25 protein-coding genes are annotated in these 19,269 nt (G+C 63.1%); 15 read left to right on the top strand and 10 right to left on the bottom strand.

All coding sequences use genetic code 11. The annotated features are described in order from the left end of the window. Positions 1-5: 5 nt before the first annotated feature. Positions 6-1,475, bottom strand: coding sequence for a metalloprotease TldD (tldD, locus tag OHL12_RS08345; protein ID WP_263413366.1), 1,470 nt, complete (start codon positions 1,473-1,475; stop codon positions 6-8). Positions 1,476-1,526: 51 nt separating this feature from the next. On the opposite strand from tldD, the gene OHL12_RS08340 reads away from it, so the two are divergent. Then, the gene (locus OHL12_RS08340) at positions 1,527-2,090 is read left to right on the top strand and encodes a YfiT family bacillithiol transferase (RefSeq protein ID WP_263413365.1); all 564 of its coding nucleotides are present in this window, start codon (positions 1,527-1,529) and stop codon (positions 2,088-2,090) included. A gap of 19 nt (positions 2,091-2,109) precedes the next feature. Then, the gene (locus OHL12_RS08335; protein ID WP_263413364.1) at positions 2,110-3,696 is read left to right on the top strand and encodes a hypothetical protein; all 1,587 of its coding nucleotides are present in this window, start codon (positions 2,110-2,112) and stop codon (positions 3,694-3,696) included. Between the two features lie 56 nt (positions 3,697-3,752). On the opposite strand, the gene mgrA is transcribed toward OHL12_RS08335, so the two are convergent. From mgrA to rpmE, 3 genes are all read right to left on the bottom strand, one after another. Next, positions 3,753-4,796 carry an L-glyceraldehyde 3-phosphate reductase gene (mgrA, locus tag OHL12_RS08330; RefSeq protein WP_263413363.1) on the bottom strand — a complete coding sequence of 348 codons (1,044 nt, stop codon included), beginning with the start codon at positions 4,794-4,796 and terminating at the stop codon, positions 3,753-3,755. Positions 4,797-4,865: 69 nt separating this feature from the next. After that, positions 4,866-6,173 (bottom strand): tRNA dihydrouridine synthase, encoded by a 1,308-nt coding sequence (locus tag OHL12_RS08325; RefSeq protein WP_263413362.1) that lies wholly within the window; start codon positions 6,171-6,173, stop codon positions 4,866-4,868. Positions 6,174-6,244: 71 nt separating this feature from the next. Then, a complete protein-coding gene (rpmE, locus tag OHL12_RS08320; protein ID WP_263413361.1) occupies positions 6,245-6,472 on the bottom strand; it encodes a 50S ribosomal protein L31 in 228 nt (75 codons plus the stop codon). Positions 6,473-6,767: 295 nt separating this feature from the next. Here rpmE and OHL12_RS08315 point away from each other — a divergent pair, with 295 nt between their 5' ends. The 6 genes from OHL12_RS08315 (at position 6,768) to OHL12_RS08295 (ending at position 9,663) form a co-directional block, all read left to right on the top strand. Beyond that, complete coding sequence (locus OHL12_RS08315) at positions 6,768-6,920, top strand: hypothetical protein (RefSeq protein ID WP_263413360.1); 153 nt, start codon at positions 6,768-6,770, stop codon at positions 6,918-6,920. Positions 6,921-7,108: 188 nt separating this feature from the next. Continuing rightward, complete coding sequence (locus tag OHL12_RS08310; RefSeq protein ID WP_263413359.1) at positions 7,109-7,879, top strand: ATP-binding protein; 771 nt, start codon at positions 7,109-7,111, stop codon at positions 7,877-7,879. Positions 7,880-7,915: 36 nt separating this feature from the next. Beyond that, on the top strand, positions 7,916-8,422 hold the full coding sequence (locus OHL12_RS08305) for an O-acetyl-ADP-ribose deacetylase (RefSeq protein ID WP_263413358.1): 507 nt from the start codon (positions 7,916-7,918) through the stop codon (positions 8,420-8,422). Positions 8,423-8,492: 70 nt separating this feature from the next. Continuing rightward, complete coding sequence (gene efp / locus OHL12_RS08300; RefSeq protein WP_263413357.1) at positions 8,493-9,068, top strand: elongation factor P; 576 nt, start codon at positions 8,493-8,495, stop codon at positions 9,066-9,068. Between the two features lie 2 nt (positions 9,069-9,070). Continuing rightward, positions 9,071-9,313 (top strand): DUF4160 domain-containing protein, encoded by a 243-nt coding sequence (locus tag OHL12_RS17405; RefSeq protein WP_399261157.1) that lies wholly within the window; start codon positions 9,071-9,073, stop codon positions 9,311-9,313. Beyond that, entirely contained in the window at positions 9,310-9,663 is a 354-nt protein-coding gene (locus OHL12_RS08295; RefSeq protein WP_263413356.1) for a DUF2442 domain-containing protein, read from the top strand. The genes OHL12_RS17405 and OHL12_RS08295 overlap by 4 nt, the downstream gene beginning before the upstream one ends. A 6-nt stretch (positions 9,664-9,669) precedes the next feature. Here the strand turns inward: OHL12_RS08295 and OHL12_RS08290 are convergent, their stop codons facing one another. From OHL12_RS08290 to OHL12_RS08275, 4 genes are all read right to left on the bottom strand, one after another. Next, positions 9,670-10,605, bottom strand: coding sequence for a segregation and condensation protein A (locus tag OHL12_RS08290; RefSeq protein WP_263413355.1), 936 nt, complete (start codon positions 10,603-10,605; stop codon positions 9,670-9,672). A 116-nt stretch (positions 10,606-10,721) separates the two neighbouring features. Next, positions 10,722-10,928: a hypothetical protein gene (locus OHL12_RS08285; RefSeq protein WP_263413354.1), complete on the bottom strand. Its 207-nt coding sequence runs from the start codon at positions 10,926-10,928 to the stop codon at positions 10,722-10,724. An 86-nt stretch (positions 10,929-11,014) separates the two neighbouring features. Further along, a complete protein-coding gene (gene trpS / locus OHL12_RS08280) occupies positions 11,015-12,091 on the bottom strand; it encodes a tryptophan--tRNA ligase (protein ID WP_263413353.1) in 1,077 nt (358 codons plus the stop codon). A 39-nt stretch (positions 12,092-12,130) separates the two neighbouring features. Continuing rightward, positions 12,131-12,823, bottom strand: coding sequence for a site-2 protease family protein (locus OHL12_RS08275; protein ID WP_263413352.1), 693 nt, complete (start codon positions 12,821-12,823; stop codon positions 12,131-12,133). A 52-nt stretch (positions 12,824-12,875) separates the two neighbouring features. Between OHL12_RS08275 and OHL12_RS08270 the strand changes: the two genes are divergently transcribed. Further along, the gene (locus tag OHL12_RS08270) at positions 12,876-13,118 is read left to right on the top strand and encodes a type II toxin-antitoxin system Phd/YefM family antitoxin (RefSeq protein ID WP_263413351.1); all 243 of its coding nucleotides are present in this window, start codon (positions 12,876-12,878) and stop codon (positions 13,116-13,118) included. Beyond that, complete coding sequence (locus OHL12_RS08265) at positions 13,115-13,501, top strand: type II toxin-antitoxin system VapC family toxin (RefSeq protein WP_263413350.1); 387 nt, start codon at positions 13,115-13,117, stop codon at positions 13,499-13,501. Before OHL12_RS08270 ends, OHL12_RS08265 begins: the two co-directional genes overlap by 4 nt. A gap of 99 nt (positions 13,502-13,600) precedes the next feature. Here the strand turns inward: OHL12_RS08265 and OHL12_RS08260 are convergent, their stop codons facing one another. Further along, positions 13,601-13,783 carry a hypothetical protein gene (locus OHL12_RS08260; RefSeq protein WP_263413349.1) on the bottom strand — a complete coding sequence of 61 codons (183 nt, stop codon included), beginning with the start codon at positions 13,781-13,783 and terminating at the stop codon, positions 13,601-13,603. 77 nt (positions 13,784-13,860) lie between these two features. Between OHL12_RS08260 and OHL12_RS08255 the strand changes: the two genes are divergently transcribed. The 4 genes from OHL12_RS08255 to OHL12_RS08240 all read left to right on the top strand — a co-directional run bounded on the left by OHL12_RS08255 (position 13,861) and on the right by OHL12_RS08240 (position 17,061). After that, positions 13,861-14,136, top strand: a complete 276-nt coding sequence (locus OHL12_RS08255) for a hypothetical protein (RefSeq protein ID WP_263413348.1) — start codon at positions 13,861-13,863, stop codon at positions 14,134-14,136. A gap of 112 nt (positions 14,137-14,248) precedes the next feature. Then, positions 14,249-14,533: a hypothetical protein gene (locus OHL12_RS08250; protein WP_263413347.1), complete on the top strand. Its 285-nt coding sequence runs from the start codon at positions 14,249-14,251 to the stop codon at positions 14,531-14,533. 122 nt (positions 14,534-14,655) lie between these two features. Then, positions 14,656-15,723, top strand: coding sequence for a GTP 3',8-cyclase MoaA (moaA, locus tag OHL12_RS08245; protein WP_399261149.1), 1,068 nt, complete (start codon positions 14,656-14,658; stop codon positions 15,721-15,723). A 132-nt stretch (positions 15,724-15,855) separates the two neighbouring features. After that, positions 15,856-17,061, top strand: a complete 1,206-nt coding sequence (locus OHL12_RS08240) for a GGDEF domain-containing protein (RefSeq protein ID WP_263413346.1) — start codon at positions 15,856-15,858, stop codon at positions 17,059-17,061. A gap of 78 nt (positions 17,062-17,139) precedes the next feature. Here the strand turns inward: OHL12_RS08240 and OHL12_RS08235 are convergent, their stop codons facing one another. Continuing rightward, positions 17,140-18,207, bottom strand: a complete 1,068-nt coding sequence (locus tag OHL12_RS08235) for a hypothetical protein (RefSeq protein WP_263413345.1) — start codon at positions 18,205-18,207, stop codon at positions 17,140-17,142. Positions 18,208-18,281: 74 nt separating this feature from the next. On the opposite strand from OHL12_RS08235, the gene OHL12_RS08230 reads away from it, so the two are divergent. After that, the gene (locus tag OHL12_RS08230; protein WP_263413344.1) at positions 18,282-19,151 is read left to right on the top strand and encodes an aldo/keto reductase; all 870 of its coding nucleotides are present in this window, start codon (positions 18,282-18,284) and stop codon (positions 19,149-19,151) included. The last annotated feature ends 118 nt before the right edge of the window (positions 19,152-19,269 follow it).

The raw sequence follows: 19,269 nt of genomic DNA, 5'->3' as shown, positions 1-19,269 counted from the left end.
CTGCATCATCGTCCCGTGCCTCCCACCGTCATGTGGTCCAGCTTCAACGTCGGCGCTCCCACACACACCGGCACGCCCTGGCCCTTCTTGCCGCACGTTCCTACGCCTTCGTCCAGCGCAAGATCATGCCCGACCATGCTCACGCGCGTCAGCGCCGTTGCACCATCGCCAATCAGCATCACGCCTTTCACCGGCGCGGTCACCTTGCCGTCTTCGATCAGGTAAGCCTCGTTCGCCGCAAAGACGAATTTGCCATTCGTGATGTCGACCGAACCGCCCGAGAAGTTCACAGCGTAGATGCCGTTCTGCACGCTGCGCAGAATGTCCGCAGGATCGTCCTCACCCGGCAGCATGTACGTGTTCGTCATGCGCGGCATCGGGATCGACGCGTAGCTCTCGCGACGGCCGCTGCCCGTCGATCGCGTGCCCATCATCTTGGCCGAAAGCTTGTCGCTCATGTACCGGCACAGCATGCCCTTCTCGATCAGCACATTGTTCGCTGTCGGCACACCTTCGTCGTCCACGTTCAACGACCCGCGCCGGTTCGGCATGGTTCCGTTGTCGGCGACGGTGACCTTGTCGGTGCCCACCCGCTGTCCCATCAACCCCGCAAACGCCGACTGCTTCTTGCGGTTGAAGTCCGCCTCCAGTCCGTGACCCACGGCCTCGTGAATCAGCACGCCAGGCCATCCCGGGCCAAGCACCACGGGCATCTCGCCAGCGGGCGCTGGCTGCGCCGTCAATTGCAGGATCGCCTGCCGTGCCGCCTCCTGTGCATAGTGCTCGGGCGTGCGCTCCGTCGTGTACCAGCTAAAGTCGCGACGCCCACCGCCACCGCTGGTGCCGCTCGCCGAGGCACCCTTGCCGCCATCGGCTGCAGGATCTTTCGCGATCACGCCAACGCTGAACCGGCTCAGCGGCTGCACGTCGCTCGCGTAGGTGCCGTCGCTGGCAACGACGAGAATGTGTCGCACCTCATCGCTAAAGCTCGCGCGCACCTGCACAATGCGCGGATCGTACGCGCGCGCTGCGCGATCTGCCCGCTGCACCAACTGCAGCTTCTGCGCAATCTCCACATCAGTCGTGACAGCGGGATACAGATCATGCGATGGAGCCGCACGAAGGCCCTGCACGCCCGCCGTCGCTACCGAATGCGCAATCAGCGCAGCAGTACGCGCCGCATGCAGCAGCTTCTCTTCCGTCAGCTCATCGGTATAGCTGTAGCCGGTACGCTCTCCACTCAGCACGCGCACGCCGCAGCCCATGCTGTGGCTCTGGCTGGCGGACTTCACGATGCCCTCATCCACGCCGATGCCGTTGGACGCGGTGCTCTCAAAGAACAGTTCGGCAAAGTCGCCGCCACGCTCCAGCGCGGCCGCAAGGCAGCGCTCGATCAGGCGATCGGTAATCCCAAATTGCTGATGAAATACGGTGGTGGAGCGGGCGGTTGAACTCTGGTCGACGGCTGAACTCATCTGTTCTCAAGTTTACGCGCCCACGCCGGCCCGCTGTGCTAGGTTCGAGCCATGAGTTCCGCACCGGCAGAGTCAGGCAGCATCACCGGCATCGCCGATCCGCGCTATCCCATCGGGAAGTTCCAGCGACCGGCGCAAATCTCCGCCGCGGAACGCTCCAGTGCCGTCGAAGTCATTCGCTCGCTTCCGCAGCAGCTTCGCTCCGCCGTGGCCAACTGGACCAACGAACAGCTCGACACCCCCTATCGCGACGGCGGTTGGACGGTGCGCCAGCTCGTTCACCACATTGCCGACTCGCACGGCCAGTCCAGCACGCGCCTGCGCAAGGCATTAACTGAGGACAATCCGACCATCCAGGCCTACAACGAAAAGCTGTGGGCCGACCTGCCCGACGACCGCGAAGCTCCGGTCGAGTTCTCGTTGACCCTGCTCGAAGGCGTTCACGCCCGCTGGGCCTACCTGCTCGATCATCTCTCTGAAGAGCAGTGGCAGCGCACCTTTCAACACCCCGAGAGCGGACCGTGGACGATCGACGCAGTCACGCAGCTTTACGCATGGCATTCGCGGCACCACCTGGCGCACATCACCGAGCTCGCAAAGGCGCGCGGCTGGTAGCGCAGCAACGCAACGAACGATGAGCGCGGAACAAACACCGGAAGAGATCGCAGCGCTGCTGCAGGACTTCCTCTTGGCGCACCCCAAGGCCGTCGTGCTCGAGGACGGCCGCATCGCGTTCGACTTGCAAGCCGCGCAATACAGCATCCAGCAGCAGCCCGGCCGTTGCACCCTGCAACTGTGGAGCGAGACGCGCAACCTGTCGCGGCGCGTGGTCGCGGTCACACAGCGACGCGACACGCTCAAGCTCAGTACGCTGCGCCTCGGCCAAACGAAGCCGCAAACGCTGGAGATCGTCGCCCAGCCCGAGCGCCGCACACCCACCAGCCGCGAGGGCACGCGCCAGCGTTTCCTTCCCGTACTGCAGCGCATGTTGCAGCGCGAGTTCCCGGACTGGATCGTCGACCCGTTGCAGTCCGCGATGGACCTTGAGCGTTCCTTCGGCCCTGCCTACGCGCGCGGCGCGCTGCATCGCGGCCAGCAGGCGTGGGCCGTAGTCGGTGTAAACGCCGAAGAATCGCAAGCCACCATCGATGGCATCCTGACCATCGGCATCCTGTGGCTGCAACTGTGCCGCGAACGCGCAGGCGGCAAGCGCCTCTTCCAGGGCCTTCTACTCTTTGTTCCATCGCGCACCGCCACGGTCACGCTCACGCGCCTCGGCTGGCTGCGCAGCGATGCCGCGCAGTGGCGGCTCTTCGAATTCAGCTCGCGGACTGAGGACATCGAAGAGCGCGACCCCGCCGACATCGGCAACCTCTCCACGCACCTGATCCATCTGCCTGACGAGGCGGCCGCACGCGAACGCTTTGCATCTCCGCTCGCCACGCTGCTCGCACTTTTGCCTGCTGCAGCACAGCCGCTCGTCGAGCAGCGCCTGCGCTCCTCATCAGAACTCGCACTCCTGCTCTACGGCCTCGAGTTCGCCCGCATCCGCATGCGCGCAGCCGCTCGCAGCTTCACCTCCGAAGCGGAGATCAGCATCGGTGCCGGCGCGAACGAGACGCTCCTCACGCCCACCACGGAACCACAACTTCGTGCCTTCCTGCAGGAGCTTTTCGAGCGCCGTCATCCGTCCGGATCGCCCAACGACCCACTCTTTCGCTCCGCGCCCGAGGCATGGCTCGAATCGGTGCTAAGGCAGAACATCGGCCCACTCGCGGCAGGGCAGGGCAGCTTCGCACAGTTCGATCCCGACCACGTATATCCGCAGGTGCCCGCGTTTCAGGCGGGTGACCGCGGCATGCTCGACCTGCTCAGCGTCACGCGAGACGGCCGCCTTGCCGTGCTGGAGCTGAAGGCGAACGAAGACCTGCACTTTGCGCTACAAGGGCTCGATTACTGGATCCGAGTGCGCTGGCACCACGTGCAACCAGCCGATCCGCAGACCAGCCTTGGCATGCTCCAGCAGCACGGCTACTTTGGCGGCGTGCGCCTGTCGCCCGATCCGCCGCGCCTCTTCCTGGTCGCACCCTCGCTGCGCATCCACCCCGCGACCGAACAGGTACTCCGCTTCTTCAAGCGCGAAGTGGACTGGACGCTGCTCGGCCTACACGAACAGTGGCGCCGCACGCTGCGGGTCATCACTCGCCAACGTAGCGCCTAAGCTCGGCTAAAGAAGCTTACGCGAGACATAACCCGGCAGCGTGCAACAGATCGCAGCTACCGCGTGCTCACGCTGCGCCACAGGTCGATCGCCGGCGTATCCACTGCGAACTCGTCGATCTGCTTCAACTCTTCCTCGCTGAACTTCAGGTTCTTCAGCGCATCCAGCGAGTTATCCAACTGCTCTACATTGCGCGCACCGATCAGCGACGTCGTTACCCGCGGATCGCGCAGCGACCAAGCAATCGCCATTTGCGCCAGGCTCTGGCCGCGCTTCTCCGCAATCGCATTCAGCGCACGAACCCGCTGCAGGTTCTCCTCCGTCAGCATGGTCTGCTGAAACGATCCCACCTCGCTGTTCACGCGCGCATTCTCTGGCTTGCCGTTCAGGTACTTGTTCGTCAGCAATCCCTGCGCCAGCGGACTGAACGCAATGCAGCCCACGCCCAGTTCCTGTAGCGTGTTCAGCAGTTCGCCTTCGATCCAGCGGTTCAGCATGGAGTATGAGGGCTGGTGAATGAACAGCTTCACGCCCTCCGCCGCAAGCAGCTTGTACACTTCGCGGGTGCGCTCCGGCGAGTAGCTGCTGATGCCCACATACAGCGCCTTGCCTTGACGCACGATCTGCACCAGCGCCTCGACCGTCTCCTCAATCGGGCAGTCGAAGTCGGGCCGGTGGTGGTAGAAGATGTCGACGTACTCCAGACCCATGCGGCGCAGGCTCTGATCCAGCGACGCGACCAGGTACTTCTTCGATCCGCCCATGCCGTACGGTCCGGGCCACATATCCCAGCCGGCCTTTGAAGAAATGATCAGATCATCCCGGAGGTTGCGGAAGTCCTCGGCCATGACCTTGCCGAAGTTCTCCTCGGCGCTGCCATACGGCGGACCGTAGTTGTTCGCCAGGTCAAAGTGCGTCACACCGCGATCAAAGGCGCGCCGCAGCATCGCGCGACCCGTCTCGAAAACGTCCGCACCGCCAAAGTTCTGCCACAGCCCAAGCGAGATCGGCGGCAGCACAATGCCGCTGCGGCCGCAACGGCGGTACTCCGCCTGCTTGTATCGGTTCCCGTTGGGAACATACTGCGTGGCTAGCGGCATTTGCGATCTCCTGTGCGCGCGACGTGCGCTCTACAGGCTACGATGCACGCGCGGCATAGGACGCACGCTCTAGCTGTCGCCCACGTCTGCAAACGCCGGCTCGGGCGCCGCCTCGCCGTGCAGGCGGTCCTCCATGCGGGTCGCAAAGAAGCGATCTACCGCCGCCATCACCTCATCGCCGCGCTTCGCTTCAAAGATCGCCTTGCGCAACGCTCCACCGCCCACCACGCCATGCGTGAACCAGCTCGCAAACTGCTTCATCTTTCCCATGCCGTCGCGGCGCGCGCTTTCGCGGTCGCGCTTCAGCCGGCGCAGGTGGTTGTGCGCGTCCTTTTCGGCCACGCTCAGCGACTCGAAGTTCGGCAGCTCCGGCACGTCGATCTCTGGGTGCTCCTGCTCCAACTCGTCCAGCAGCATGCGGAAGTACGTGCGGATCATGCCATGCCGATCCTCTTCCGTCGCCACCGTATACGTGCCCACGCCGGTTGCCGCTCGGCTGCTCGTGTACTCCGCGATTTGCCGGAAGATCCATGGATTCGCCGGAGCTGCGCGGCCGATCATCACCGCATCGCAGGCGGTCGCGGCAACCATCGCCGCCGCGTCCTCCGGCGTGCGCACGTCGCCATTGCCAATCACCGGGATCTTCACTGCATCCTTGACCGCCGCAATCCACTCCCAACGCGCAACGCCGGTGTAGCCCTGCTCGCGCGTGCGGGCGTGCAATGCCACTGCATTTAGGCCGCAGTCCTCGGCCATTTTCGCCAGCGGAACGCACACAATCTGTGAGTCCGACCAACCCATGCGGAACTTGACCGTAAAAGGAATCGTGACCGCCGCACGCACCTTCTCGAAGATGGTCTGGATGTGCGGCAGGTCACGCAGCAGGCCGCTGCCGCCGTTGCAACTCACCACGCGCTTTGCCGGGCAGCCCAGGTTCAGGTCGACAATGTCGAAGCCGGCATCCTGGCAGATGCGCGCCGAGTCGGCCAGCGTTTCAGGATTCGATCCAAACAGTTGCGCGCTGATCGGGTGCTCGTCGTCGTAATAGGTCAGGTAGCGCTTGCGTTTCACCTCGCGCATGCGGCTCAGGCCGTCGGCGCTCGTGAATTCCGTCATGATCAGGCCGCAGCCTGACTGCTGATTCGTCGTGACGGTGTCCACATTAGCGTTCACGTTGGCAGAGGACGCAGCAGAGAACAGGGAAGCGTTCTTGATGAAGCGGCGGAACACCGTGTCGGTCACGCCCGCCATGGGAGCCAGCACGGTGGCGGGCGCAATCCGCACCGGGCCAATGTGGAACTCGGCCGGAACTGCGGCATCCGCCGTGGCCGGTCGCTCCAGAACTGCAGTCCCGCATTCTTCCCAGTGCTTCTTCATGCGCCTCTCACTATGGTGCAACAGAAAGCCCCCGCAGACTGCGAGGGCTTTCCAGGCTCGTTTGGAACCGCTTACTTGGTCGCCGTCGCGGCATCCTTACCGGCGTACTTGCGCTTGAAGCGCTCGATACGGCCGGCGGTGTCGATCAGCTTCTGCTTGCCCGTGAAGAACGGGTGGCAAGCCGAGCAGATTTCCAGAACGATGTCGCCCTTGTGGGTCGACCGGGTCTGGAAGCTGTTGCCGCACGCGCACTTGACGGTGGTGTCGTTGTAGTTCGGGTGAATTCCCTGCTTAGGCATCGGATGTCTCGCAATCCTGTGGTTTCTGTGCGGTTCGCTTGCAGCGGTCCAACTCACGCCACATCGATCGTCCTGTCGCACGGGCCGCGAAGGTCCTGCATATCAGATGCAGCGACTACGCGTTCGATCCAGTCTACCGGTTCGCCCGCCGCAGGGCAATGTGCCACCCCCGATCCCACCTTCAGGGCAGATCGCTTCGCAGGCGGTTTGTGCTGGAATCACGTAAATCTTTCCCATTGCACGTGCTTAGCCCGGGGAGCAGACTGATCCAACGGTTGCAAAGGAGGCAAACATCATGCGCATGGTCAAAGCAATGATCGCGATCGCCCTTCTGCTGGACGGCGCCATGGTTCTGCAGCACCAGCGTGCCCAGCGCGCCAATGCCGTGGAACAGGCCATCACCCTGACCGCCGACTCCGGCGACGCTCCCGCCCTTACCGCCCGCTAGTCCTCCTGCCTCTCAAGCCGCTCCCGTTTTCACACACCCGTCCACATCGCCTGCCCTGCGATACTGAAGAAGCACGCCGCGTCGGAATGACGCGGTAGAGTTCGCCAATCTGCTTCGCTCGCTGGCTGCTCCTTCCAGGTCCGGCTCAGCGGCAAGCTGAATGGCAAGCCATTGCCCAGTAGGCGACCATGGACCCATTACTTCGATCTCTCAAAGAAGAGAAGTGCAAGATCTGCGAAGGCATGGGCATGCGCGTCGTGGAGGACGAGCAGGGCCGCCGCTACGCCGAGCCATGCGTCTGCCGCTCCTACCTGCGCGGCCTTCGCGCCATGGAAAAGGCCAACATACCCATCCGGCACGAAAGCAGCACCTTTGAGACGTTCACCAGCTACCCCGGCCGCAGCCCTTCCATCGGCATGGCGCCCATGCTGCTGCGCCGTTTTGTGGACGGCTGGTCCACCGACCACGACGGCACCGGCCTGCTCATCACCGGTGGCATCGGCACCGGCAAAACCCATCTTGCGGTCGCAACGCTTCGCGCCCTCATTACCGAGCACAACGCCGTCGGCCTCTTCTACGACCACCGCTCCTTGCTCAAGGCGATTCAGAACAGCTACAACGAGCGCTCTTCCGAGTCGGAGTACGAGGTGCTCGCGCCCGTCTTCCAGGCCGACGTTCTGGTGCTGGACGAACTCGGTCGCGAAAAGCGATCCGACTGGACCGGCGAAATGGTCGAGCACATCCTGAACACGCGGTACAACGATCGCCGTACCACCATCATCACCACCAACTATCCCAATGAGCACTCCGCCATGGTGCGTGGGGACAGCAAATCCGGCGAGACGCTGGGCGACCGCGTCGGCGAACGCATCTTCTCGCGCATCCAGGAGATGTGCCTCACCGTTGAGATGAACGGCCTCGATTTCCGCAAGACGATCAAACGCGCGCAGCTCTCGTAACCTGCAGCACGCGCATCGCACCGCATCCAACCGCACATGGCCGAACTGCTCATCCACCGCGGCGACATCACGAAACTGCACGTCGATGCGATCGTGAACGCGGCCAACCAGTCGCTCCTCGGTGGCGGCGGTGTCGACGGCGCCATCCACCGCGCCGCCGGCAAAGAGCTGCTCGCCGCGTGCGAGCTGTTGGGCGGCTGCGCCACGGGTGATGCGAAAGCCACGCCCGGCTTCAAGCTTCCGGCAAAGTGGGTCTTCCACGCCGTCGGCCCACGGTGGAAGGGCGGCACTAAAGGTGAAGACGATCTGCTCGCCGGCTGCTATCGCCGCAGCATGCAGCTCGCCCGCAAGCACGCCTGCAAGTCCATCGCCTTTCCGGCCATCGCAACCGGCATCTACCACTTCCCACCCGACCGCGCCGCGCACATCGCCGTGACCACCGTGCGCGAGCACCTGCCGGACAGCGGCGTCGAGCAGGTCATCTTCTGCTGCTGGAACGAAGAGACAGAGCAGATCTATCGAGCCCTGCTCGACCACGCCTGATCGCTTCTTCCCGGCAGCGCCTCTGCCTATACTGCTAATGATTCGCCTCGGGCGAACGGAGGCGAACACCATGGCAGCACTTCTGGAAGCAATCGAAATCAAGCGCAAGATGGTCTTCGAGTTCGAAGACGCGCCCTACGTCTGCATGGAGTCCGACGTAAGCACGCCCACCGCGCGCGGCGGCCAGACGCTGGTTCGCCTGAAGATGCGCAACCTGATCACCGGCGCCGTCTTCGACAAGACCTTCAAAGCTAATGACAAGTTCAAAGAGCCGGACGTCTCGCTCGTGCCAGCGTCATTCCTCTACAACGACGGCGACGGCTACCACTTCATGGACCAGGAAAGCTACGAGACACTCACGCTCGACGAAGCCAAGGTCGGCGACGCAACGGACTTCCTCACCGAAGGTCTCATGCTGCAAATGCACAAGTACAACGGCAATCCCATCGCTCTGCAGCTCCCCATCTTCGTCGAGCTCGAAGTGACCGAAACCGAACCAGCCGCCCGCGGCGACTTCTCCAGCGGCAGCGGCACCAAAGCCGCCAAGGTCGAAACCGGCATGACCCTCCGCGTCCCACCCTTCGTCAAACAGGGCGAGCGCATCAAGATCTCCACCGAGACCCGCGAGTTCGCCGGCCGCGTCTAGTCATGCCCACCATTCTCCGCTTCGGAGCATTCCGCATCATGATCTATACCGACGATCATGGGCCACCGCATGTGCATGCGACTGACGGAAGCCAGTCTGCTTCATTCTGGTTGCACTGTGCTGAACGGCGGGCCAGTTTACGCGCCCGGAAGCACATGGCGGGTCAGGTGCTGTCTCGCGTGCAGAACTTCATCGAAGCCAATGTCGAAGTCTTATGCGAAGCTTGGAAAGAGGTACACCAATGAGTGCGGAGATCGCCGAAGAGGAACTTCGGGCTGCGGAGCAGCGGTGGGAGGACGAGACCGGCTGCTATCCCAGTGCCACGGACGTGCGCTTCGATCAGAACTGGCGACGTATCATCGTGAAGCTTTCGACAGGACTGGAGATCGCGCTGGATCCGCTTCACTACCGCGGCTTCGAGGCTGCCTCGGACGCTGCTCTCTCCAACATTGAGATTTCGGGAATTGGGTACGAGCTCTTCTTTCCTCTCCTCGATGAGGGCATCTGGCTCCCGAATACCTTCCGCGACAGCTTTCCGAATCTTAGAACGCCAGGCGAAGTGAAGCAGGTCGTAGAGGACAAGCTGGCCGCCTGACCAGGCTCAGCGCCAGTCGTCGCGCATGCGCTCCTGGTGCGCCAGGACTTCGTCGAAGTTCTCGGTTTTCTTGATCACGATGTCGCCGAACTTGTGACCTTGCCGCAGCAGAATGGCCTGCAGTCGCACCAGTTCCAGCATCGCCAGGAACATGCAAATCAAAGCCTGTTGCGAGTGCGTGTTCTGCAGCAGTTTGCGCAGGCTGGTCGGGCGATCTTCCAGCATCAGGCGGCGCTTGGTGTACTCCAGCATCTGCGCCACGGTGACCGTCTCTTCGTTCACGTTCAGCACGGGCCGCTTGCGGATCCGCTCCAGGATCTCCTGGAATACGCGAACCAGGTCCGTTGTGTCCGCGGCGATCTCGCGCTCGCCCTCATCGACGCGCGTGAACTCCTTCGCTCCGGGGTTGGTCCAGGTTGCATCCTCAATCTGCTGCTTCTGCAGCAGCATCTGCGCGGCAGCCTTGAAGCGCTCGTGCTCCAGCAGGCGCTCCACCAGTTCGCGCCGTGGATCCTCCGCATCGCCGCTCGCAATCAGCGAGGCCTCGCGAGGCAACAGCATCTTGCTCTTGATGTGGATCAGCAGGGAAGCCGTGTAGATGAAGTCGCCCGCCGAGTCCACATCCTGCTGCTTTAGTTGCTCGGTATACGCCAGGAACTGCGCCGTAATTTTCGCAATCGGGATGTCGTAAATGTCGATGTCCTGCTTGCGAATCAGGTCCAGCAATAGGTCCATCGGCCCGTCATACACCTGCCCGACGGTGATCGAGAAAGGCGACTGCGAAAGCTCTTCCTTCGCGTCCTCTTTTTTCTTCCGGGCCGGCACAGGTTTGGGCGGCGCAGGCGCCGGGTGCTCCAGCACGAGGGGTGCGGACGCGACCGGAGTCTCGGCGGTATCCGGCTGGCTCTGCTCCGGGATGTCTTGAACGTTCGGCTCGGGCATCGACCGTTCCATTATCGCGGCCCGCTATGCCGGATGTGAAGAGAATCGCAGCTTCTCCCTCAGCCCGAAGATCCCGGCCCGCTCAGATTCGCTCCGGCCGGCGACCGCGTCCCGCCCTAGTACGGATCCGTCGCGGAGGGCGGAATATTCGGGACCGGCTCATGGTCGCCCTCAGGCGTCCACTTGTTATTCGTTGGCATATCCGTCTGCATCGGCCCCTGCGGCGCCAGGTTCGAGTCGTGACGGCGGTCCGCGTCCGTTGCGGGAATCACATCGGGATCGTTCGGCACCGGCTTCGGATCGTTCGGAAACACATCACTCATCGCATCGCTCCTGTTCGACATGGTCAGATGCAACGAAGCCGCGTCCCGACAGCAACGCGGCTCCTGTTCTCAATCGAAACGAGCGATTACAGGCCCATCGCGGCCCGCACCTCGGCCATGGTCGCGTCCGCTTGCTCTCTCGCCTTCGCCGCTCCCGTTGTCAAAATGTCCTGCACCAGCGCGGGTTGCGCCTCGAATCCGCGCCGCCGCTCGGCAATGGGCTCAATCTCCCGCAGAATCGAATCCGCACACCAGCCCTTGCACTCGATGCAGCCGATCGTCGCATTACGGCAGCCGTCGTACACCTTCGCCAGCGTCTCCGGCGTGCTGAATACCTTGTGCAGATCGCCCACCGGGCACTTGTCCGGGTCGCCGGGATCGGTCCGCCGCACCCGCGCCGGATCCGTGACCATGGGCCGCAGCTTCTTCTTCAACTCTTCCGCGGAGTCCGTCAGCCCGATCGTGTTCCCATAGCTCTTCGACATCTTGCGGCCGTCCAACCCCGGCAGCTTCGGCGATGGCGTCAGCAAGACCTTCGGCTCTGGCAGCAGCTCGGTCTCGATCACGTTCTCGCTGATCTCCGCCTTCATCCGCTCCTTGTCGCTGGCCGCTGCAGCCACCTCGGGCGTCACGGCAGAGCTGTACAACTGGTTGAACCGGCGCGCCACTTCGCGTGTCAGCTCCACGTGCGACACCTGGTCCTGCCCCACCGGCACAAAGTCAGGCTTGTACAGCAGAATGTCCGCCGACTGCAGCAGCGGATAGCCAAGGAAGCCGTGCGTGTTCAGTTCCTTTTCGCGAAGCTGCTCCTGCTGGTCCTTGTACGTCGGCACGCGCTCCAGCCAGCCCAGCGGCGTGATCATCCCAAACAGCGTGTACAGCTCGGAGTGCGCCGGGACCGCGCTTTGCCGAAAGATGACGCACTGCTCCGGATCGAGGCCGGCACCCAGGAAGTCCAACGCCACCTCAAACGACTTCGACCGGATGTCGCCCGGGTCGGCGTAATCCGTCGTCAGCGCATGAATGTCGGCGATGAAGAAGTAGCAGGAGTACTCCCGCTGCAACCGCACCCAGTTGTACAGCGCACCCATGTAGTTGCCCAGGTGCAGCCGCCCGGTCGGGCGCATGCCGCTCAGAACGCGACGCTTCGTATTCGTTTCCATCAACCAAGATGGTAGCGGAAACAGAAGCCAGACCCGGCGCTACATGCTGATCAGCATGCTCAAAAACGTGCCCAGCACCGGCGTAAACAGCACGCTCATCAGCCGGCCGCCCACCAGCATCAGCAGCAACAGGCTGTACCCGCCAATGCGGTCGTAGTTCTCTTGCCAGTGGTACGGCAGAAAGTGCCGCAGCACGCGCGATCCATCCAGCGGCGGTATCGGGATCACATTGAACACCGCCAGTCCCAGGTTCACCAGCATGCTGCAAAACAGCAGCAGCACCAGCGGGAAGAGCAATCCCGACGGCCGGTCCTCCCCGCCAAACAACGCCAGCGTGACCGACGCGCCCACGGCCTCAGCCCCACCCGGGATGAAGTGCTTGACCACCACCATCATCAGCAGCGCTACCAGCGCCACCAGCAGGTTCACGCCCGGCCCCGCGAGCGTCACCAGGATGTCGTCCCGCTTGTAATTCCGCAGGTTGCGCCCAACCACGGGCGTCGGCTTGGCCCAGCCAATCAGGGGCAGGTGCGTAAACGCCGCGATCAGCGGCAGCAGCACCGACCCAAGAGGATCCAGGTGCCGCACCGGGTTCAGGGTCACCCGGCCCAGCATGCGCGCCGTCTGGTCGCCGCACCGCGAAGCCATCCAAGCGTGTGCAGCCTCATGGATGGAGAACGCAAAGATGAGCGCTACAAACTCAAACACCAACAGAATCGCGCTCTGACTCATCCCGCTCCTTGTCCATCCTGCTAAGCTAGCTTAGCAGCTTAGGAGGGCGTTCATGACGGTGACAATGTTCGAAGCAAAAACTCGCCTTTCAGAACTCGTTCAAAAGGCGCAAGCTGGCGAAGAAATCATCATCACCTCCGGACGCGAAAAAACGCCGGTCGCCCGCATCGAGCCAGTCAAGCAGCCGAAGGTTCGCCGGCTCGGCCTGATCGCAGATCCTGGGTATACATTTTCAGACTCATTCTGGGACCCTCTGCCCGAAGAGGAGTTGGTGCTCTGGGAAGGTGGGGCTTGACCTACCTCCTCGACACGCATGTTCTGATCTGGGCAATCGAATTTCCTGACAAGCTTAGCGCGCGTGCCCGGACGCTCATCGCGGATGAGGCCAACGCCCTGCTTGTGTCCGCCATCAGCGCTTTCGAGCTAGCGAACAAAGTCCGTCTGGGCAAGTTGCCATCCGGCGAGAAGCTTCACGCCGATTACGAAGCTCTTCTCGTTGCAGCCGGCATTTCGTCAGTCCCGGTGAGTGCCGCGATCGCGCTTCGTGCCGGGCGTCTCGTCGCGGATCATCGCGACCCGTTCGATCGCATCATCGCCGCGACCTCGCTTGCCGCAGACATCCCGCTCCTCAGCATCGACGAAGCTCTCGACGCATTCCATGTCCGGCGTATCTGGTAGGCTCCTGAGCTGTTTTGAAGCAGAAGCGATGAGCGTTGCGCTTGCTGTCCGCCTGTGAGCACGGTGCGCCGCCTACCGGGACACGTTCCGGCAATCTCCCTACGATTCAGTTCCGTTCTCCTGCAAGAGTCTGTTCAGCGTCACCTTGTGCTTCCTCGCGCGGTGCTCCGCCTTGGTCTTCTCATCCGGCAGGGCCGTCCCCGGACGCGGCATACCCACGCGGTCCCGCGCGTTGCTTTTCACGGCTTTGGTGACAGAAAAGATCTTCGGTCGGCGCTTCATGGTGTGTTCCTGCTCCTAGCTTCGCATTGGCGCACCCCGCGCCGGGAATAAGATGTTGCAGGGAGGGCTGTACGCCCATGGAAGAGCGCGAATTCTTCGACGAAAAGACAGAGCAGCGCAAGCACCAGCTCACGTGTACCAAGTGCGGCGTGGCCGGGGAATACGCTCTGAACTGGCTCGTCCGCCGCAAAAAGAAGCAGGTGCCCAACCGCGCCGACGACCGCGATCGCGCTCGCTTTGCCAAGGCGCAAAGCTACATGGTGCTGCGCGACGACACCGCCAACTGCACCAACATCCGTTGCCGCAAGCGCTTCGAGATCGCCGGCATCAAGACCATGGCCTTCCTGGACTGACGAGCTCACGACCAGCCCCACATCGGCCGGCAACTGCATCTATCCTTGTGCGAACACCGTGCGTGAGTTGCACCCGCTGTTGTACTCTGACGTTGAAAGGATTCCTGACCCAATGGCTAACCTTCGCCTGCCCGTGCAAGAACGTAACCTGACCCCAGCGGAGGTCGAAGCTCTGGATGCGCGCCGGCGCCGTGGTCAACTCGGGCTGGTGATCGGATTCCAGGCGGCCATCATCACCACCCTGCTCACGCTCTGGGTCGGGCAGGACCTGACCTACTCGCCAGGCCTGCAGCGGCCCATGTTCTACTGGGCCTGCATCACCGGTCTGCTGTCCCTGGGTGGCTTTGCGTATGGCCTTGCCAACCGCCGCGGTTCGACAGAGTTCATCAGCTACTAGTCGGTTTCCGACAGATCGATCCGCAGCCCGTGCCTCTGCACGGGCTTTCCCTTTGCAGCGGACCCGCCACAACCGGCACCCATGCTTCCAAACCGAGCCGGACGCATCCCAATAGGAACGACTTGGCCACACTCGTCTCCATCCCGGAAGTCGTAACGCCGATCCCGCTTCCAGCGGCTGAGCCACAGCGGCTGCAGGACCGCTTCGGCCGCGTCATGACGGATCTGCGCGTTTCCATCACAGATCGCTGCAACTACCGTTGTGTCTACTGCCGCACCGGCACTGACGGAGCTGCCTTCGCAGAACTCGGCATCGAGGCCTACGCGGCCATGATCCGGCTGCTGGTCGGCCTCGGCATCGAAAAAGTCCGCCTCACCGGCGGCGAGCCACTGCTACGTCGCGGCCTGCTCGACCTCGTCCGCGAGGTCCGATCCATGCCTCTAGCCTTCCCTGGGGACCGGGACAATGGTGTGGAGATCGCGCTGACCACCAACGGCCACCTGCTGGCGGGCATGGCGCGCGACCTGAAAGAAGCCGGCCTCGACCGCATCACCGTCAGCATGGACGCGGTCACGCCCGACGCCTTCGAGCGCATCACGCGCATCCCCAACTCACTCGGGCGCGTCCTCGACGGCATCCACGCGGCGCAGGACGCCGGTCTCGGCTCCATCAAGGTCAACTGCGTTCTGATGCGCGGCTGGAACGACGACCAGATCGAGGCGTTCGGCGACTTCGCTCGCCGCGAGCAAGTCATCCTGCGCTTCATCGAGTTCATGCCGCTCGACGAGGAGCGCATCTGGGCTGCCGACACAGTCGTTCGCGAGGCGGAAATCGTGGAGCGGCTGTCCCGCGTCTCGCCGGTACGTCTTCTGCCACCCAACCACCCCAGTGAAACCGCCCGCCGCTACCAGTTCCTCGATGGCTCGGCGGAACTCGGCATCATCGCGCCCGTTTCGCGTCCCTTTTGCGGCCACTGCTCCCGCCTTCGGCTAACTAGCGACGGCAAGCTCCGCACCTGTCTCTTCTCCCAGACAGACCACGACCTGCACGGCCGCATGCTCCGCGGCGCTTCCACTTCAGAAATGCGCGAGTACGTCCGCTCTGTCGTTTTGGGAAAAGAGGAGCGGCATCACATCGGCGAAGCTGGCTTTCTCAAGCCATCGCGCAGTATGGTGCATATTGGGGGCTGATTTTGTAATCGCCCGCACGTTGTCCCTCAAAAGTGTTATGGCGATGCGATCTTAGCGAGGATACTTTCCACAGATACCCCGTACGGCCACATCCCCGATTCAGCCATCTCCAGAGTAAATTCGGCAGGGTCTATGCTTTTCCGCAAATCACAACGTGAGCAGCAGCTAGCTTTTGAGCGTGCGCTGCAGCAGGACTACTCACGCCTGTTTGTGGAGCTGGGACGCGCCCTCACATCCAACCTGGAACTCGAGCTGGTCCTGAACAGCGTCATGAACAAGATGGCGGAGTTCATCGGTCCGGAACGCTGGTCCCTGATGCTGATCGACAAGCAGCGGCAGGAGTTGTTCTACGCCATCTCCGTCGGCGAAAACGCCGCTTCGCTCTCGGGCCTCCGCGTTCCGCTCGGCGAGGGCGTCGCCGGCTGGGTCGCCATCACCGGCAGCCCCATGGTCGTACCGGACACCAGCGTGGAGCCCCGCTGGATCGAGTGGAGCAAGCAGATGGGGCTCAACGTCCACTCCATGGCTTGCGTCCCGGTCGTTTCGGCGCAGGGCGTCATCGGCGTCGTCCAGTTGCTTAATCCGAAGATCGATCTCCTCTCCGATCGCTCCATCCAGTTCCTTCGTGTCCTGTGCGACTTTTCCGCCATCGCGGTGCGCAATGCCGAAGACATGAAGCGCATCTACGAACTTTCCATCTCCGACGACTGCACCGGCCTGTTCAACGCGCGGCACCTCTACACCCTCATGGGCGAGCTGTTCGCGCAGAAGTCTTCCGCCTTCAGCCTCGTCTTCATGGACCTGGACCACTTCAAGCAGATCAACGACAACTACGGGCACCTGGTCGGTAGCCGTCTTCTGCGCGAGGTAGGCGGCCTCATCCATCGCGTCGCCGGCCGTGGCAACCCGGCCTTCCGCTACGGCGGTGACGAGTTCGTGCTCCTGCTGCCGGGATTGAACAAGGCGGCCGCGATCGAGATGACCAAGCGGCTCTACTACGCCCTGCGCGACGAGCCGTTTCTGCACAACGAAAATCTCGACCTGCGCCTACGCGGCTCGTTTGGCCTCGCCAGCTATCCCGATGACGGCGCGGACATGGAAGCCATGATCAAGGCCTCCGACTCCATGATGTACAACGCCAAGGAAATCTCGCGCGACAACATTGCGGTCGCCGGCATGGGTCTGCTGTTCCCGCGTAACAAGGAAGTGGCGCCCCGGCGCAAGCCCGAACTGAGCGCCCCTTCCGAACTCGCCGCGCCCGCAGAGCCCGCGCGAAGCTTGAACGGCGACAAGCGCGAGGAGACCATCGACTCACCGCACCTGCAGCCACTCTCCTGACCCGCAGAACAAACGGGATGACCCAGCCCACATAGGCGGCGCGTCACCGCATGGCCGCGTAGTCGGCCCGCATCAACCCTACTCCGAAGCCGAAGGTCGAGCTCTCCGGCGCTCCAACTCCGGTGCGCGAGGCACCTCGGGCAAGATCGCATCGCGATTCTCGCCCGCCGTGGGGTGGACGCCAAAATCCCACACGCCCAGGTTCACGTTGCGCGCATCCAGCACTTCCATCAGCGCGTACTCGCCAAACGTCAACGGCTCCGCCGGCGTGATCTTTAGCCAGTGGCCGCCCGGCATCACCGCGGTCGTCGTCGCTACCACGTCGGCCTGGCGCTTCGCCGACCCCAGCAGGTTGATGCTGAAGCTGGTCACCACCCGCTCGCCGCGCCGCACATCCACACGCACGATCACGTACTGGCTTTCGGCAGAGACCTTGGGCTGCGGGATGCCTTTGTTGCCATGCGTGTCCACCACCAGCGCGCCCGCGGGCGCCTCATCGCTTTTGCCGCCGCTGTCATCGTCCAGTCGCACATACAGCACCGGGTCCGGCACGTGCAGTTGCACCGCCGCGCGCTCACCCGGGATCTCCACCAACTGGTGCGCCGTCGAGAACGGGTTCACCGCCGCGCGCACCACATTGTGCGCAGTTTGCCGGTTCAGCTCGCCGCTGGTCTGCTGCAGAACGGCCAATTGCGGCTGCCCGTGAAAGGTATCCAGCGCCAGCACGCTGTCGTCGTCCGGCAGGTGCAGGTTGGGAGCCACCAGAGGCGTGCGCGCGGCGCGGTCTGCCTCCTCACGCGCCAGCTCCGGGTCGATCTGCGTCGCGGGGACTTGCCCTCCGTTTGCCTGCTGCTCCTCCCATCGCTTGGTCGCGTCCAAGTCCACCAGGTTCACCGGGATCTCTTCCTGTTCGCCCGCCCGCTCCGCCGACCGGTAGACAACGTTCTTGCCCACCACGCGATAGTTCAGCACCACCTGGTACGTCCCGTCCTTCAGGTAGAGCCGAGTCCGCTTCAAACCGCTGCCCAGTTCGCGCTCGGCCGGCAACTGCGTTCGCGCCTGCGCATGCAGAGCACCGGGCAAACCAGCGATTGCAACGGAAAGCAGCAGCAGGGAAGCACAGCGGCGATGAACGGCATCGATCACACACCATTGGACGCGTCCGCGTCACGATGCGTAGCGCGCTGCTTCCGCGAGCCATCGTTCGCATCCAACAGTTCATGAGCGACACGACATTTTCCAAGACCTTTCAGCTTGGCGGAGACGTCACCATCAACCGCCTCGGCTTCGGCGCCATGCGCATCACCGGCGAGGGCATCTGGGGTCCGCCCAAGGATCTGGAGGGCGCAAAGGCCGTGCTGCGGCGCGTCCCGGAACTCGGCATCAACTTCATCGACACCGCCGACAGCTACGGCCCGTACATCAGCGAGCAGCTCATCGGCGAAACGCTCGCACCCTATCCGCAAGGCATGATCATCGCCACCAAGGGCGGCCTGGTCCGCACCGGCCCCAACAAGTGGCTGCCCGTCGGCCGCCCCGAGTACCTCGAGCAGGAGGTTTACATGAGCCTGCGCCGCTTGAAGCAGGACGCGATCGACCTGTGGCAGTTGCACCGCATCGATCCCAAGGTGCCGGTCGAGGAGTCCCTCGCTCCCATTGCCAAGCTGCAGAAGCAGGGCAAAATCCGTCACGTCGGCCTGTCCGAGGTCACGCCCGAAGAGATCGAGCAGGCCAGCAAGGTCGTCAAGATCGTCTCCGTGCAGAATGAGTACAACATCAGCAATCGCAAGAGCGAACGAACCCTCGAGTACTGCGAGCAGAACAACATCGCCTTCATCCCATGGTTCCCGGTCGCGGCCGGCAAGCTCGCCCAGCCTGGCGGCGCGCTCGAAACGTTCGCCAAGCAGCACAACGCCACCGTGTCGCAGATCTCGCTCGCCTGGCTCCTGCATCGCAGCCCGGTCATCCTCCCCATCCCGGGAACTTCCTCTGTCCAGCACCTTGAAGAGAACGTGAAGTCGCAGGACCTCCAACTCACGGCGGCCGACTGGGACGAGGTCGAAGCGGCAGCCAAAGCCGCTCAACAGTAAGCAATTTGGCATCAGCAAACACCGATCCGGCGGCGCATGCAACAGCGCCGCCGGACCGTTCGCCGTGCGTCGAAAGATTCGCTCACACCTTGCACCTTCATCGAGCGAGCCCAGCGTC

It is taken from the genome of Terriglobus aquaticus (genome assembly GCF_025685415.1).
Lineage (GTDB): Bacteria > Acidobacteriota > Terriglobia > Terriglobales > Acidobacteriaceae > Terriglobus > Terriglobus aquaticus.
The sequence above is the reverse complement of the archived record's forward strand: the minus strand, read 5'-3'. Positions and strand labels throughout refer to the sequence as shown.